A 15455-nucleotide genomic window follows, 5' to 3' on the forward strand; every position below is an offset into this window, starting at 1 on the left:
GGACCTCCGGGTTTTATGATCTCTGCCCTTGACCTGCGGCACTTGCCAAAGCATTTAACCTTTGGAAACCGCAACATTCATTTTCAACAGGGGGCCGAGATGGCTTTTGAACTTCCTGATCTTCCTTATGCACACGACGCGCTGGCAGCCAAGGGCATGTCCGCCGAAACATTGGAATTTCACCACGACCTGCACCACAAGGCCTATGTCGACAACGGCAACAAGCTGATCGCCGGTACCGAGTGGGACGGCAAGTCGCTGGAAGAAATCATCACCGGCACCTACGACGCAAATGCCGTCGCGCAAAACGGCATCTTCAACAACATCAGTCAGCTTTGGAACCACAACCAGTTCTGGGAGATGATGGGCCCCGGCGACAACGCCATGCCTGGCGAGCTGGAAAAGGCGCTGGTCGAATGCTTTGGCTCGGTTGACGAGTTCAAGTCGCAGTTCAGCGCAGCTGGTGCCGGTCAGTTCGGCTCGGGCTGGGCGTGGCTGGTCAAGAATGCGGACGGTTCGTTGGCAGTGACCAAGACCGAAAACGGCGTGAACCCGCTGTGCTTTGGTCAGACTGCTCTGTTGGGTTGCGACGTGTGGGAGCATTCCTATTACATCGACTTCCGCAACAAGCGTCCGGTGTACCTGTCGAACTTCCTCGACAATCTGGTGAACTGGGAAAACGTCGCTTCGCGGATGTGATCCAGTGACCCGTAGAGGGTTCATAAAGGGCCTGCTGGCAGTGATGCTGGCAGGCCTTTTTGCTGCCACGTATGGTTTCTTCATCGAACCCGCGCTGCGCCTGCGTGTTCGTAAGTGGCGGATCCGGCGCGCGGACTGGACCGCACCGCCGCTGCGGATCGCGGTTCTTGCTGATCTGCATGTGGGTGAGCCCTATGTGGGGCTGAAAAGAATCCAGCAGATCGTTCGGCGCACAAACGCTCTGTCACCTGACCTTATCCTGCTGTTGGGTGACTATGCCGCCGGGCACAGGATAAATTTACAACCGGTTAAAATTGCCGATCTGGCGCCGGTGTTGTCCGGGTTGCAGGCAAAGCATGGTGTCTATGCGGTTCTGGGAAATCACGACTGGTGGGATGACCGGTCCGCACAAAAGCGCAGGGGCGGGCCGAATTTGTACAGCGATGCGCTGAGGCAGAATGGGATCCCTGTGCTGTCAAACGAGGCCTTTAAACTGGATGGTGCTGGTATCTGGCTTGCCGGTCTGGAAGATCAGTTGGCGATTTATACGGGCAATGGTCGGTACCAGGGGCTGGACGACCTGCCAGCGACGCTTGGGCAGATCACGGATGACGCCCCGGTGGTGATGATGGCGCATGAGCCTGATATCTTTGCGAAAGTCCCGGATCGTGTGGCGCTGACCCTGTCGGGCCATACTCATGGCGGGCAGGTCCGGCTGTTTGGCTGGTCGCCGATAGTGCCCTCGAAATTCGGCAATCGCTATGCCTATGGGCATGTGCGCGAAGGCAATCGTGATCTGGTTGTGTCCGGAGGCATCGGTTGTTCGATCCTGCCCGTCCGTTTAGGCGTAACGCCCGAGATTACGGTCATCGAACTGTCCTCCTGACCGGTGAAAACCCGCCTATTGCTGCAGTTTCGGTGCCCGGCCGGATTGTAAGATGGCGCGCAGTGCCTACCTTAAAGGGAGCGGAGGAGAGAGCCGCAAATCACTTGCAAAAAACACAGGCGGCGCGGCGAAAAACAAAGCTGCGTAAACGGTTAGCCGTGCCTGAAACACGAGGGATGGTCTCAGAAAAACCAAAACAGGAGATCACAATGGTCGCACTATCGCGGGGAACATGGATTGTCATTGCCGACGGGGAAAAGGCGCTGTTCATGGAGAATATCACGGATGCCGAAGACCCCAATCTGGTGGTTGTCTCGGTCGAAGAAAGCGACGGCTCAGGCGTCAGGCCTTCGGATCGGGCAGGGCGACGCTCTGACAACGGGCTCAATCAGAAATCAGCCGTTGAGGAACCCAAGTGGAAATCGCAGGCCAAGTCTCTGTTCGTGCAGGATGTGGCAAATCTGTTGAATCGCAAAGGCCTGAAGGGGGCATATAAGCGCCTGGTACTGGTCGCCAGCCCTCATGTTCTGGGGCTTCTGCGCCGCCGCCTGCACAGCGAAGTCCTAAGGAAAGTGGTGGCCGAGGTTGATAAGACCCTGACCAACCACCCGCTGAACAAAGTGGAACAGGTTCTGATCAGCCGTCTAAAACCCGCCACCTAGGTCTGCGGCAATCTGCGGGCGGGTCACACCGCCCGACTAGCCCTTATGCGGGACCAACATCGCTCTCAGGGTCGACATCGCCGTTTCCGGGCTGTCGACCCACGCTATGAAATCGGCCAGAGATGTGTCCGCAAATCCCTGGCCGATGACCTGCTGCACAAGATCATGGAGGGCATCCCAATATCCATCAACATTCATGACCAGAATGGGCTTGTCGTGCAGACCCAACTGTCGCCATGTCAGGGCTTCGAACAATTCGTCCAGTGAACCCGGACCACCCGGCAGGACAACCACCGCATCGGCATTCATGATCATGACCTTTTTGCGTTCGTGCATCGTTTCGGTGATCACGAACCGGGTCAAGTCTGTCTTGCCAACCTCGCGCTTTAGCAGGTGAACGGGAATCACGCCGAACGTGTCCCCTCCGGCGGCTTGGGCCGCACGCGCGACCTCGCCCATCAGACCCACATCGCCCGCGCCATAGACCAGTCGCCAGCCCTCCTGCGCCAGAAGCTGACCAAAGGAGCGGGCTGCGTCGGAATAGCTGGTTTGGGCGCCATTGCGTGACCCGCAATACACACAGACGGATTTCTGAGACATCGAGAGGCTTCTCCGGGGTTGTATCTGGGGTTTTGACCCGTGATAGCGGTATTGATAGATTGGCTCAACCGTCAGGCAGAATGCGTTGTAGATAAGGCATTTGCGCTGCGGAGTGAAAGGAAGAGTATGGATTCCAATTCGGGAAGCGAGAGCCCCAGATCTTTCACCTGGGGGGTGATCGCCGGTTTGCTGGTTCTGTTGGGCGTCGGCGGTGCATATTTTTCCGGCGCGTTTAACGGCACGTCTCTCGACCCAACAGCGCAGGAAGATGTGGCTGAGGATGCGTCTGAGAACGTGTCCGTTGCCTCGGACACAGAAGAAACCCCGCAGGCCGATGCGACGACTGATACGGATACGGCAGCAGCCGAGGCTCCGACCGAAGAGGCTGACGAGACCGCTGAATCGGCTGAGGAGGTTGCTGAACCGGCTGAGGAAGTTGCCGAAGTTACGCCTCCGGCCTTGGATCAGATCTTTGTTGAGCCTGACGGGAATGCTGTTCTGTCCGGAAATGCAGAACCCGGCGCCAAGGTGCGGGTATTGCTGGACGGTGAGGCAGTTCACAGCTTTACCGTTGATGACAGCGGGCAGTTTGCCGAATTCGTGTCGATCCCGTTTTCCACGGCCGCACGCGGTCTGACACTGGAAACCGATGGGGTCGATCAACCGGTCCGCTCTGATGACTATCTGATTGCGGCTTTGCCCGAACCCGAACCAGAGGTCGCATCGGTTGATACGGCGGAAACCACCCTCGCCGACGAATCCGCAGGCGGCGATGAAACCGAGGCGGGGCAGGTCGCTCAAACCGGCGACACATCTTCTGAAGAAACGGCAGATTCCACGCAAGGACAACAGGTTGCGATCCTGCGATCGGGGGAAGACGGGGTCGAGCTTGTCCAACCTGCGACGCCTCAGAGCACCGAACCTGATCAGGTCGCGTTGGATACGATCGGGTATTCAGACACGGGTGAGGTCGAGCTGACCGGCCGCGTGGCTGATGGTTCCGCGGTACGCGTGTACCTGGACAACCAACTGGTCGCTGATATGCAGCCCACGGATGATGGAAAATGGCGCAGCGAGATCGAAGGCATTGATCCCGGTGTGTATACGCTGCGTGTGGATGAGGTAGCCTCGGACGGCACGGTTAAAAGCCGTCTGGAAACCCCGTTCAAGCGTGAGCCTCTAGAAGTTCTGAGCGTGGCCGAAGTGGACGATGGGCCTGCACCCTCTCAGGAAACACCGGCCATCCGTTCGGTTACAGTACAAAAGGGTGATACGCTTTGGGCTATCTCTCGGGAACGATTTGGCGATGGTGTCTTGTATGTCAAACTGTTCGAGGCCAACCGAGGCGCGATCCGCGACCCGGATCTGATCTATCCGGGGCAGGTATTCACCATTCCGGAATAATCCTGTACCTCTGACCTTCCGGGGTCAGGGGCACTCTCTGACCGCAGTTCCGGTACGTGAAGAGACGAGTAGCCCCGATGAATTCCGACAATATCCCAAAATTGGACGCGCGCAGCTCTGGCTGGCGTACAATCCGGAAAGTTGCGCCTTATCTCTGGCCCGAGGATGAACCCTGGGTTAAGCGCCGCGTTCTGATTGCAATGGGCATGTTGGTTCTGGCCAAGTTGATCGCGGTCTACACCCCGATTTTGTACAAAGGCGCGGTTGATAGCCTGGCGGGCGAGGGCGTTCCCCCCGTAGCGCTGGGTGCTGTTGGGTTGACGGTGGCATATGGTGTCGCGCGCATGATGACTGTTGGTTTGCAGCAGTTGCGGGATGCGGCCTTTGCTCCTGTCGGGCAGCGAGCATTGCGCGCACTGGCATTGGAGACTTTCCAGCATATCCACCAGTTGTCGATGCGCTATCACGTGACGCGGCGCACGGGCGGTCTGAGCCGTATTATCGAGCGCGGCGTAAAGGGGGTCGAATTCCTCTTGCGTTTCCTCCTGTTTTCCATCGGGCCTTTGATCCTTGAACTGCTGCTTGTTGCGATCATTCTGATGTGGCTGTTTGATGTCTGGTATCTGGTGGTCGTCGCGGCAACGATCGCACTGTATATCTGGTTCACATTTGCAGTGACCGAGTGGCGCGTGAAACTGCGCCGCGAGATGAATGATCAGGATACCGAGGCGAACCAGCGTGCCATCGACAGCCTGCTGAATTTTGAAACCGTCAAGTATTTCAATGCCGAAACGCGTGAAGCTGAACGGTATGATGTGTCAATGAAAGCCTACGCGGGGGCGGCTCTCAAGACTGCGTATTCTCTGGCGTTTCTAAATTTTGGGCAGTCCTTTCTGATCACCTGCGGATTGATCGGTGTGATGGTCTTGGCAGCCATTGGGGTACAGGCCGGGACGCTGACCGTGGGCGATTTCGTTATGGTCAACGCCTATATGATACAGATTACCGTACCGCTGAATTTTTTGGGTACGGTGTATCGGGAAATCCGCCAATCTCTGGTCGATATGGGCCAGATGTTTGACCTGTTGGAACAACCCTCCGAAGTGGTCGACAAGACCGATGCACCGGATCTGGATGTAACAGGGGGTGAGGTTACCTTGCATGATGTACAATTCGGATATGATGCTGAGCGGGAAATTCTCAAAGGTGTTTCCCTTACCATTCCTGCGGGCCAAACCGTAGCGATTGTGGGTGCGACGGGGTCGGGTAAATCCACCATCGGTCGGTTGCTGTTCCGGTTCTACGATGTCACCGGGGGCGCGCTGAAAATTGATGGGCAGGATGTGCGCGACGTCACGCAGACCAGCCTGCACGCGGCAATCGGAGTGGTGCCACAGGATACCGTGCTGTTTAACGATACCATTCGCTATAACATTGCCTATGGACGCGACGGAGCCACGCAGGAAGATGTCGAAGCCGCCGCCCGGGCTGCCCAGATCCACGATTTCATAGTTACGTTGCCCGAAGGCTATGACACGACAGTCGGTGAGCGCGGGCTAAAGCTGTCGGGTGGGGAAAAGCAGCGGGTCGGTATTGCCAGAACGCTGCTGAAAAACCCGCCAATCCTTTTGCTGGACGAGGCGACATCGGCGCTGGACACAGATACAGAACAAGACATCAAGGATGCTTTGGCCCATGCGGGCGAGGGGCGTACGGTTCTGACGATTGCCCATCGCCTGAGCACAATCGCCGAGGCAGACAGTATTGTAGTGCTAGAGCGTGGCAAAATCCTGGAGCAAGGCACGCATGATGAATTGCTGAAACGTGAGGGGCGTTATGCCCAGCTTTGGAATCGCCAGCAATCGGATATGCAGGCGGCCTGATAGGCGGCCCAAACTATGTTACACTACAGATCACTCATCTGAGGTTTTGTTATGCATAAATATTTCCGCAAGTTCATTGTGCCAGCCATAGCGGCAGTTGCCACACTTACACCGGTCTATGCGCTTGGAGACCCCATCATCGGAATTTGGAAGACCGAGCCGGACCGGAAAAACCTCGTCTCTGACATCAAAATTACAGCCTGCGGTGACAAGTTCTGTGGTCAGATTTTATCTGCATATGACGCCAGCGGAAAAGCAGTACAGACGCCGAATATCGGAAAGAAACTGTTTTGGGATGTCGGCAGCCAAGGCGGTGGTAAATATGGCGGGGGTGAATTCTGGGTGCCGTTAGTGGATGTTGATGCAGTTCCGCAAATGACGCTGAAGGGTGACACTCTGATGGTCAAAGGGTGTGAACATCACATTTGTGCGCATCAAACCTGGACGCGCGAGTAAAACAGGGCTGGATTGCCCAACCCTGTTGCTCTTTATTCGGCTGCTTTCAGCGGTGAACCGGTCGGTTCTTTCCCGGAACTGTCAGCGCTCGGATCGTCGGTACGCAGCTCATCATCCCAGACCATTTCGGTTGCCTGAGCATTCATCGCGGCTTTACCGATGGCCATATCCAGCGCCACCTGGCTGGATTTTCCCGCTGTGGCGCGAGCCAAAATCTTACCCAACCAGATGGCATAGGTTGTCACCCAGACCCGCATAGCCAAAAGCGAAGGCGTCACGATCAGCGTCAGTACCGTCGCGATACCAAGGCCAAAGACAACTGCGGTTGCCAGCTGTTTCCACCACAGCGCTGTGGGGCTGTTGATCGAATACCCGCCGTTGATAAAGTCCAGCGACAGCCCGAACATCATCGGGGTAAGGCCAGCCATCGTGGTGAGTGTGGTCAACAGAACCGGACGAATGCGTGCCTCGGCAGTGCGTATGATCGCCTCGATCCTTGGCATGTACTGGCTATATTCCTGATAGGTGTCGATCAGAACAATGTTGTTGTTCACCACGATCCCCGCCAGAGCCACAATACCCGTTCCTGTCATGATGATCGAGAAGGGCTGTTGCATCACCATCATACCGATCAGAACACCTGTTGTGGACAGTACCACGGCCAGCAGAACCAGGATCGAATTGTAGAACGAGTTGAACTGCGCGAGCAGAATAACGAACATCAGCCCCAACGCGCCCATAAAGGCATTCACAAGAAACGCCCCGGATTCGGCCTGATCCTCCTGATCACCTGTCCATGTCCAGCTGACGGAACTGCCAAAAGGATCGGTTTCCAGCCATTCAGTCAACACAACAATCCGTTCGTTCGGGTTAATCAGACTGGTGCGCGCGTCACCGGATTCGATCAGCGTGCGCAAAGCATCGGTGCTTTCTGCCTCGGTCAGCATAATCAGTTCGAACTGAGTGCCATCGGGAAATGCCAATGCGCTAGCTGTGGGGCTTTCACCCTCTGCGAGTTCACGCACCACTGCCAATCTTTGATCGGCCCCATCCGGTCCTGTGACCACAACATTGCTCAGGCCGGGCTCAACATCCGCCTTCACGTCAAAATAACGTTCCTGATCGACACGGTTGATTTCGGCCAGTTTGGCGACTGGTTTGCGCGAGACAAAGTTGGACAGTGGCACCAAACCATCGACCGTGCGGACCTTGAGCGTGTCAAGCGTTGACAAGACACGATCCTGATCAGGCAGGCGAACACGGATTTCGATTTCATCATCCACGTTGTCCGGGCGCATTTCGCCCAGCAAAAGGCCACGCGTAACAAGCTGTACCATCGCACCGACGGTGGCTACGTCTGCGCCAAACCGGCCTGCTTTGGCGACATCAACGTCAATCTGCCAATCGATACCGGGCAGGGGCAGCGTATCCTCGATCTTAATAAGGCCCGGGGTGGCGTCGAATGCCTCACGTGCGGCCAAAGTGGCTGATGTCAGCTCTTGCCAGCCATCGGCCTTGATCCGCAGATGGACAGGTTTGGAAGAGCCTGGCCCTTGCTCAAGCGGCAAGGTCTCAACGATGATCCCCGGTAGCTGCGCAAGCTCCCTGTTCAACTCTTCCAGAACATAATCGCCGTCATAGTCTGGCGCCACTGTGTGCCGGTCCAACAATCCTCCGAAAATCGGTTCCGAGACGTTCGGTCTGTCTTCCCAAGGGATGATCTCGAACTGAACCTGACCAACGGTATCAGCCGGGGATTGGCCACCGGGTCCACCGGTGTCCAAACCACCTTCACCAGCGAATGCAAAGACGTTGATAACAGCCGGGTGCGCACTGATAATCTCTTCTGCGGCGAGTACCATCTGGTCCTTTTCGGCCAAAGAGATATTGCCGCGTGCACGGACATAGGCCGTGGCCTGCTCTGGTTCGCTTTCAACGAAGAATTCAACTCCGCGGTTGTTTTCCCCAAATGCCGTCATGACCAGATACACGGCGAAGCCAATCACAAGGATTGACACAAGCGGCATGACCGGGTTGCCCACAAGGAACTTTACCACATGCCCAAAGCGTGTGTGTTCGCGGCTGGTCTGCACATGCTCAACCGGGGCGCGTTCGATTTTTGCCGCGCTCAGGGTGACCGACCCGGCAAACGCACCTAGCATGAACAGGATCATTCCAAGAACTGAACTACCTGAATCGACCAGGTAATTCGGGTTCAGTGTCTGCATCGCCCCCAGGAAGATCAGGTATAACGACGGGGGAACCATCGCTGCCCGAACCCACCAGGCTGTTCGCGCCCTCAGCCAGTTCGACGACCGGTCAAACACGCGGCTGAGGCGGCCGGAAACGCCGCCCATCACGGGCAGGTAGATCAGTGCAACGATCAACGACGCCGACAAAACGAATATCAGCGTAACTGGCAGCATCCCCATGAATTCGCCCGGAACGCCGGGCCAAAAGAGCATAGGCAAGAAGGCGCATAATGTCGTAGCTGTCGAGGATACGATCGGCCAGAACATCCGTTGTGCGGCTTCGACATAGGCATGCATGGGACCCACGCCCTCGTTGATCCGCTTGTCGGCATATTCAACCACCACGATGGCCCCGTCGACCAGCATTCCGACCGCAAGAATCAAACCGAACATGACGATGTTCGAAATGCTGACCCCCATCACCGCAAGGAATGCAAAGCACAGCAGGAATGAGGTTGGAATCGCAAAACCCACCAGCAGGGCGGCACGGGTCCCAAGCGAGGCCAGAATGACAATCATAACCAGCGCAATAGCGGTAAGAACCGAACCCTCAAGCTGGCTGACCATCGACCCTACGATCCGGCTCTGGTCGTTCGAGGTGCCCAGTTTGATCGCCGCCTGCATCTCGGCTGGCCATTTGGATTGGGCCGCTGCGATAGAGGCTTTGACCTCGTCGACCGTGTCGATCAGGTTATAGCCTTTGCGTTTGACGACCTGCAGTGCCACGGTGGCCTCGCCGTTGAAGCGGGCGGTGCCTTCGCGATCTTCGAAAGTATAGTTGATTTGCGCCAGCTCGCCCATGGTCACGACGCGGTCGCCATTGACCTTGACGGGTAGGTCATACACGTCCTGGGCGGTCTTGAAAGACGAAGGGATCTTGACCGAGAAGGTGCCTTGATCGGTTTCCACCTCACCAGCGGCGATCAGCTGGTTGTTGTTCTGAACAACATTGATCAGCTCGGCGGCGGTAACGTTATACGCTTCCAGCCGCAGCGGGTCGATGATCACTTCTAGCAATTCGTCTCGATTGCCGGCTATCCCTGCCTCAAGCACGGAATCCAATGCTTCCAGATCATCCTGCAAGTCTTTGGCGACACGGGCCATTGTTCTTTCAGGAACAGCCCCGGTCAGATTGACAATCACAATAGGGAATTCAGAAAAGTTGATCTCGGTCAGGGTATATTGCTCAGCCCCTTCAGGAAAATCGGCCTGGGCGCTGTTCATGGCGTCGCGGACATCGGCCATGATCGCCGTCTTGTCCCATCCAAAATCGAACTCCAGCGCGACACCGGCATAGCCTTCGGCAGCCGTCGACGTCATTTCTTTGAGACCGTCCAGATCAGCCAGCTCGGTTTCCATCGGCTTGACCAGCAGGTTTTCCGAGTCTTCAGCGGAAATGCCGGGGAACTGAACCGAGACGAAAAGCGCAGGGATTTCGATATCCGGCTCACCTTCTTTCGGCAGGCCAACATAGGCGTATCCACCTACGATCAAGGAAATCGCGATAAATGCCAGAACCATTCGGGCTCGGCCAGCGGCCCAGCTTACTATTCCGGTCATTGCACTGCATCCCGATAAGTTGGCTCAACCATCACGCCGCGAGTCACGAATTCTTGCCCGACAATGATGATGTCCGCCGTTTCCGGCAACCCGTCGACCCAGACACCTTCGGAGGTGTCGCGCAACAAAGTGACCGGCAGGAAATCCACAATGTTCCCATTTCCAACGGTCCGTACACCAACTTTGCCATCGTTATTCAGCGTCAGTGCGGACTGAGGCAACAGATGTGCCTTGGTCCCTTCAGCCGAGATTCGGATGTCCGCAGTCTGACCGTCCCGAATTGTCAGGTCGGGGTTAGGAACGGTAATCTCGACCTCAAAGGTCCGGGTGGTCTCATCGGCCGACCGGCTAAGGAAGGTGACCCGCCCAGAGACTTGAAGCCCCGAGATCAGCTGGGCCGAAGCCTCGGACCCTACGATGATCCGGTTTACATCTGCCTCGGGAACAAACCCGACCAACTTGATTGGGTCCAACTGGATCACAGTCGCACACAGCGACCCTGGTTGCATAAGGCTTCCAAGCTCAGCTGTGTCACTTTCTAACAGACCCTTGAATGGAGCTTCGATCGTCTGGCGTTCGATTTCACGTTCGGCGGCCTCGACTTCGGCTGATGCCGCTTCGATACCGGCACGTGTTGCTTCCAGCCCGGCTTCGGCGCTTTTGATTCCAGCCTGAGCTGTACTCATTTCTGCTTCGCTGGAAATCCTGCGGGTTTCCGACCCAAAACCGGTCTCTGATAGCTTTCGTGCGGCTTTCAAGTTGATTTCGGCTTCGGCTACGCGCGCATGTGCCTCCAGCAGACGCGCTTCGGCTTCGGGCACCCGGCTTTTGGCTTCAAGCTTGGCGGCTGCTGCTTCGGCCAGGCTTGCCGGACGGGTGCCTGGATCCAGCTCACATAACAAATCACCGGCTTCGACAAAACTGCCCTTGCGCTTGGGTTCTGATACGACAGTTGACGTCGTTTCGGCCAGAACTTCGACCTCGCGGTTTGCTCTGGTTTGTCCACGCAGAGTCACTGCACTGTCTACTTCGCGGGCGACAGAGCGCTGTGCAACTACACGGATTACGTGCCGATCCTCTGCGGGAATTTCAGAAGATTCTGCCTCGGACGTAGTGCCCGGGTTTGAATCATCGCGGCCGGCGAATGCTAATAATGCATCCCTTTCGAATACCAAATAGAACAAGGCAACAATCACCAAAAAGGCGTTTACGAATGAAATCAAACGCATACAGGGTCTCTCCCAGAATTCTTTGCCGACTGTCCCTCGGCGCGCATGCTTAGAAATGGGGGCGGGGCCTCATCTTTTCCACACTAAACTGAATAGTTCGGTTCACTTTTTTCTGCAAGGGTATCCGCAGGTGGGGGAATTGTATGAAATCGGACCCTTGGCTTGGCAATGGCAGCGGGGTATGACATTGCCCAATATCACAGAACACAAGCCCGGGGAGCAGGGATGAGCGACGTCGACAGTTTCATTGATGAGGTGACCGAAGAGGTGCGCCGCGACCGTCTGTTCTTGCTTTTGCGCCGTTGGGGTTGGGTTGGCGTAGTGGCGGTTGTTCTGATCGTTGGTGGTGCCGCGTTCAACGAACTGCGCAAAGCGCGCGCAACCAGTCAGGCACAGGATCTGGGAGATGCGATTCTGGCCGCTATGGCACAGAATGAGTCCGCCGATCGTGCCGATGATCTTGCCTTGGTACCTGCACCAACACCCGGTGGAGATGCGATTGTAAAGATGCTGCTTTCTGCCTCGCAGACCGAAATCGAGTCCGGGCAGGGCGCTGTTGAGAGTCTGAACGCCATTGCGGTTCAGGGTGATCTGCCTGAAATTTACCGGGCCATCGCGACCTTCAAGGCTTTGCTGCTGCAAAGCGAGACAATGCCGGTAGCAGACCGGCGTCAGCAATTCGAAGCGCTGGCCGTGCCGGGAGCCCCATTGCGGTTGCTGGCAGAGGAGCAACTGGCACTGATCGAAGTGTCCGAAGGTCAAGTCGATGCCGCCATTTCCCGTTTGCAGGCAATGCGGCAGGACGCTGAAATCGGCGTAGATCTGCAGCAACGCGCAACACAGTTGATTGTTGCGTTGGGTGGTGAACCGGAACCGCTGGTCGCACGGCAAAGCTGAACCGGTAGAAAATAAATGACAGGCAAGTTCGGAGTATCATGGTGATTAGTCTCTTCCCCCGTATTGGGTTGCCGGTCGCGGTTGTTTCCCTGACATTGCTGGCGGCTTGTCAGGAACCCGAGGTCATCCTGCCCGGAGCTCGTGAGGACATCCGACCCACATCCGACAATGAAACGGTTGAGACCCAGGGGGCCAAGCCGATCAGCCTTCCTGCCCAGACGGCCAATGCCAACTGGTCACAAAGCCCGGGAACCGCGGCGTATCGGACGACAAATGCCTCTTTGCGTAATACTCCACAGAAACTGTGGTCAACGTCGATCGGTGATGGAGATTCGCGCAAACAGCGCATCACGGCCGAGCCGGTCGTTGCAGGTGGTTTGGTCTACACGCTGGATTCCGGAGCGACCGTTTCAGCGGTCTCACCGCAGGGGCAGGTTGCCTGGAGTACAGATCTAATCCCTGGCACCGACGGGGATTCAGATGCAACTGGCGGTGGATTGGCCTATGCCAATGGCGTTCTTTATGTGTCTTCTGGTTTTGGTCGCCTGACCGCTCTGGATGGCAAAACCGGTGCCATTCGTTGGCAAAAGCGCCTGAATGCTACGGGCAGCGGCTCACCTCTGATCAATGATGGCCTGCTGTATCTTGTCGCCGGAGATGAAATCGGATGGACGATTGATACAAAAGATGGGCGCATCCTCTGGCAGGTTCAGGGCACCCCAAGCGTTGGCAATGTGTTGGGCGCGCCTGCGCCGGTGATTGCCTCGGATTTCTCGGTGTTTGCATTTGGCTCGGGCGATATAGCTGCAACGTTCCGCAGAGGTGGTATTCGCCGCTGGAACGCGTCGGTTGCTGGTGGGCGTCGCGGGCGCGCCGCAGCGCAGATCGTTGACGTAACAGGCGGCCCGATGGTGGTCGGCGATACCATCTATATCGGCAACCATTCGGGCCGCACCGTGGCATTCGATTCCACTTCGGGTGAGCGGAGATGGACCGCGGATGAAGGTGCCGTTGATACGGTTTGGCCGGCTGGAAACAGCATCTTCCTGATTAGTGATCGCAGTCAGTTGGTGCGTTTGGATGCCTCGGATGGCTCGATTGTGTGGGCGCAGGACTTGCCTGGATTCGTCAAGGACAAGCCCGGTCGGCGTGGCGCAATCTATGCGCATTACGGGCCGATCATGGCCGGTGGGCGTATCGTTGTTGCATCGAACGATGGTTATCTAAGGTTCTATAACCCGCTCGACGGCACGCTGGTTCACCGCGTCGAGGTTCCCGGCGGTGCCACTACGGCGCCAGTTGTTGCCGGGCAAACCTTGTACGTCGTTTCGACCAAAGGTGAACTGCACGCTTTCCGTTGACGACAAGATGCGCTAAAGGGCGCGTCTGAGTCTTGAAAGTTGAGTAACATGTCCCTGACCCTCGCTATCGTGGGGCGCCCCAATGTGGGCAAATCCACTTTGTTCAACCGCCTCGTCGGCAAACGACTGGCATTGGTCGACGACCAGCCAGGTGTTACGCGCGATTTGCGCGAAGGCGAAGCGCGTCTGGGCGATCTGCGCTTTACCGTTATTGATACGGCGGGTCTTGAGGATGCGACAGATGACAGCCTTGAAGGCCGGATGCGACGCCTGACCGAGCGCGCCGTGGACATGGCTGATGTGTGCCTGTTCATGATCGACGCGCGTGTGGGGTTGACGCCCACAGATGAGATGTTTGCCGAGATTCTGCGCAAACGATCGAAACACGTGATCCTTGCGGCCAACAAAGCCGAAGGTTCGGCGGCTGATGCCGGTGTGCTCGAAGCTTATAATCTGGGTCTGGGCGAGCCGGTCCGCCTGTCGGGTGAACATGGCGAGGGGATGACCGATCTTTACGCACATCTGATGCCTCTGGCGGATGCTGCTGCGGAAAAAGCGATCGAAGAAGCGCCCGTAACTGATATCGAGCTTGATGAAGACGGCGAAGCCGTAACCCCGTTGATCACCGACGCCAAGCCGTTGCAAGTTGCCGTTGTTGGTCGCCCGAATGCCGGAAAATCCACCCTGATCAACAAGATCGTTGGCGAAGATCGCTTGTTGACCGGACCCGAGGCCGGGATCACACGCGATGCAATCAGCCTGCGGATCGACTGGGCCGACCCCGAGGGTGAAAGCACGCCGATGCGGATCTTCGATACGGCGGGGATGCGCAAAAAAGCCAAGGTACAGGAAAAACTTGAGAAGCTTTCTGTATCGGATGGTTTGCGTGCAGTAAAATTTGCCGAGGTTGTGGTGGTGTTGCTGGATGCGGCGATTCCGTTTGAACAGCAGGATCTGCGCATCGCGGATCTGGCCGAACGCGAGGGCCGAGCCGTCGTTGTCGCCATTAACAAATGGGATATCGAAGAGGACAAGCAGGAAAAACTGCGCGATCTGAAAGAATCATTCGAACGTCTTCTGCCGCAGTTGCGCGGCGCGCCACTGGTCACGGTTTCCGCCAAAACAGGGCGGGGGCTTGAGCGCCTGCGAGCTGCTATCCTACGCGCCCATGATATCTGGAATCGCCGTGTGCCGACTGCTGCTTTGAACCGTTGGTTGATCGCAATGCTGGAACAGCACCCGCCGCCAGCGCCGCAGGGTCGCCGGATCAAGCTGCGGTATATGACGCAGGCCAAAACCCGCCCCCCTGGATTCGTGGTTATGTGTTCGCACCCCGACAAGATGCCTGAAAGCTATAACCGTTATCTGGTCAACGGCCTGCGTGAGAGTTTCGATATGCCCGGGACCCCCATCCGACTGACCTTGCGCGGACAGGGAGACAAGAACCCTTACAAGGGACGGCGTAAGAAAAACGCAGGTGCCTTGGCCAAGCATTTGAAGGGACGCGCGTAACTGCGCCAATCTGTTGCATTTTTCATCTCGGGGCGTGACAGCCCTTTGATGGCG

General features: G+C 56.8%; 12 protein-coding genes. 9 read left to right on the forward strand and 3 right to left on the reverse strand.

All coding sequences use genetic code 11. The annotated features are described in order from the left end of the window. Positions 1-99 precede the first annotated feature (99 nt). From AC2FJ5_RS03085 to AC2FJ5_RS03095, 3 genes are all read left to right on the forward strand, one after another. A complete protein-coding gene (locus tag AC2FJ5_RS03085) occupies positions 100-699 on the forward strand; it encodes a superoxide dismutase (RefSeq protein ID WP_142633050.1) in 600 nt (199 codons plus the stop codon). Positions 700-703: 4 nt separating this feature from the next. Then, entirely contained in the window at positions 704-1585 is an 882-nt protein-coding gene (locus AC2FJ5_RS03090) for a metallophosphoesterase (protein ID WP_496792437.1), read from the forward strand. 209 nt (positions 1586-1794) lie between these two features. Then, complete coding sequence (locus AC2FJ5_RS03095) at positions 1795-2247, forward strand: baeRF12 domain-containing protein (protein ID WP_496792439.1); 453 nt, start codon at positions 1795-1797, stop codon at positions 2245-2247. A gap of 36 nt (positions 2248-2283) precedes the next feature. Here the strand turns inward: AC2FJ5_RS03095 and AC2FJ5_RS03100 are convergent, their stop codons facing one another. Then, entirely contained in the window at positions 2284-2847 is a 564-nt protein-coding gene (locus AC2FJ5_RS03100; protein ID WP_496692371.1) for an LOG family protein, read from the reverse strand. A gap of 126 nt (positions 2848-2973) precedes the next feature. On the opposite strand from AC2FJ5_RS03100, the gene AC2FJ5_RS03105 reads away from it, so the two are divergent. The 3 genes from AC2FJ5_RS03105 to AC2FJ5_RS03115 all read left to right on the forward strand — a co-directional run bounded on the left by AC2FJ5_RS03105 (position 2974) and on the right by AC2FJ5_RS03115 (position 6590). Then, a complete protein-coding gene (locus tag AC2FJ5_RS03105; RefSeq protein ID WP_496792440.1) occupies positions 2974-4251 on the forward strand; it encodes a LysM peptidoglycan-binding domain-containing protein in 1278 nt (425 codons plus the stop codon). Between the two features lie 77 nt (positions 4252-4328). Then, the gene (locus AC2FJ5_RS03110) at positions 4329-6134 is read left to right on the forward strand and encodes an ABCB family ABC transporter ATP-binding protein/permease (protein ID WP_496700558.1); all 1806 of its coding nucleotides are present in this window, start codon (positions 4329-4331) and stop codon (positions 6132-6134) included. Between the two features lie 51 nt (positions 6135-6185). Then, a complete protein-coding gene (locus tag AC2FJ5_RS03115; RefSeq protein ID WP_496692368.1) occupies positions 6186-6590 on the forward strand; it encodes a DUF2147 domain-containing protein in 405 nt (134 codons plus the stop codon). A 32-nt stretch (positions 6591-6622) separates the two neighbouring features. On the opposite strand, the gene AC2FJ5_RS03120 is transcribed toward AC2FJ5_RS03115, so the two are convergent. Both AC2FJ5_RS03120 and AC2FJ5_RS03125 read right to left on the reverse strand, forming a co-directional pair. Further along, a complete protein-coding gene (locus tag AC2FJ5_RS03120; RefSeq protein ID WP_496792442.1) occupies positions 6623-10402 on the reverse strand; it encodes an efflux RND transporter permease subunit in 3780 nt (1259 codons plus the stop codon). Continuing rightward, complete coding sequence (locus tag AC2FJ5_RS03125; protein WP_271947728.1) at positions 10399-11631, reverse strand: efflux RND transporter periplasmic adaptor subunit; 1233 nt, start codon at positions 11629-11631, stop codon at positions 10399-10401. Before AC2FJ5_RS03125 ends, AC2FJ5_RS03120 begins: the two co-directional genes overlap by 4 nt. 225 nt (positions 11632-11856) lie before the next feature. On the opposite strand from AC2FJ5_RS03125, the gene AC2FJ5_RS03130 reads away from it, so the two are divergent. From AC2FJ5_RS03130 to der, 3 genes are read left to right on the forward strand one after another with little or no spacing between them, the layout of a single operon-like run. Then, entirely contained in the window at positions 11857-12528 is a 672-nt protein-coding gene (locus AC2FJ5_RS03130) for a hypothetical protein (RefSeq protein ID WP_142633066.1), read from the forward strand. 38 nt (positions 12529-12566) lie between these two features. Further along, the gene (locus AC2FJ5_RS03135; RefSeq protein WP_142633068.1) at positions 12567-13889 is read left to right on the forward strand and encodes a PQQ-like beta-propeller repeat protein; all 1323 of its coding nucleotides are present in this window, start codon (positions 12567-12569) and stop codon (positions 13887-13889) included. Between the two features lie 48 nt (positions 13890-13937). Further along, positions 13938-15401, forward strand: a complete 1464-nt coding sequence (gene der / locus AC2FJ5_RS03140) for a ribosome biogenesis GTPase Der (RefSeq protein ID WP_142633070.1) — start codon at positions 13938-13940, stop codon at positions 15399-15401. Positions 15402-15455 lie beyond the last annotated feature (54 nt).

Source organism: Ruegeria sp. CDSA221, assembly GCF_059611825.1.

What these genes read in the sequence shown, in the direction of transcription:
- AC2FJ5_RS03085 (WP_142633050.1), top strand. Translation starts at nt 100, where the DNA reads ATGGCTTTTGAACTTCCTGATCTTCCTTATGCACACGACGCGCTGGCA.
- AC2FJ5_RS03095 (WP_496792439.1), top strand. Translation starts at nt 1,795, where the DNA reads ATGGTCGCACTATCGCGGGGAACATGGATTGTCATTGCCGACGGGGAA.
- AC2FJ5_RS03100 (WP_496692371.1), bottom strand. Translation starts at nt 2,847, where the DNA reads ATGTCTCAGAAATCCGTCTGTGTGTATTGCGGGTCACGCAATGGCGCC.
- AC2FJ5_RS03105 (WP_496792440.1), top strand. Translation starts at nt 2,974, where the DNA reads ATGGATTCCAATTCGGGAAGCGAGAGCCCCAGATCTTTCACCTGGGGG.
- AC2FJ5_RS03110 (WP_496700558.1), top strand. Translation starts at nt 4,329, where the DNA reads ATGAATTCCGACAATATCCCAAAATTGGACGCGCGCAGCTCTGGCTGG.
- AC2FJ5_RS03115 (WP_496692368.1), top strand. Translation starts at nt 6,186, where the DNA reads ATGCATAAATATTTCCGCAAGTTCATTGTGCCAGCCATAGCGGCAGTT.
- AC2FJ5_RS03120 (WP_496792442.1), bottom strand. Translation starts at nt 10,402, where the DNA reads ATGACCGGAATAGTAAGCTGGGCCGCTGGCCGAGCCCGAATGGTTCTG.
- AC2FJ5_RS03125 (WP_271947728.1), bottom strand. Translation starts at nt 11,631, where the DNA reads ATGCGTTTGATTTCATTCGTAAACGCCTTTTTGGTGATTGTTGCCTTG.
- AC2FJ5_RS03130 (WP_142633066.1), top strand. Translation starts at nt 11,857, where the DNA reads ATGAGCGACGTCGACAGTTTCATTGATGAGGTGACCGAAGAGGTGCGC.
- AC2FJ5_RS03135 (WP_142633068.1), top strand. Translation starts at nt 12,567, where the DNA reads ATGGTGATTAGTCTCTTCCCCCGTATTGGGTTGCCGGTCGCGGTTGTT.
- der (WP_142633070.1), top strand. Translation starts at nt 13,938, where the DNA reads ATGTCCCTGACCCTCGCTATCGTGGGGCGCCCCAATGTGGGCAAATCC.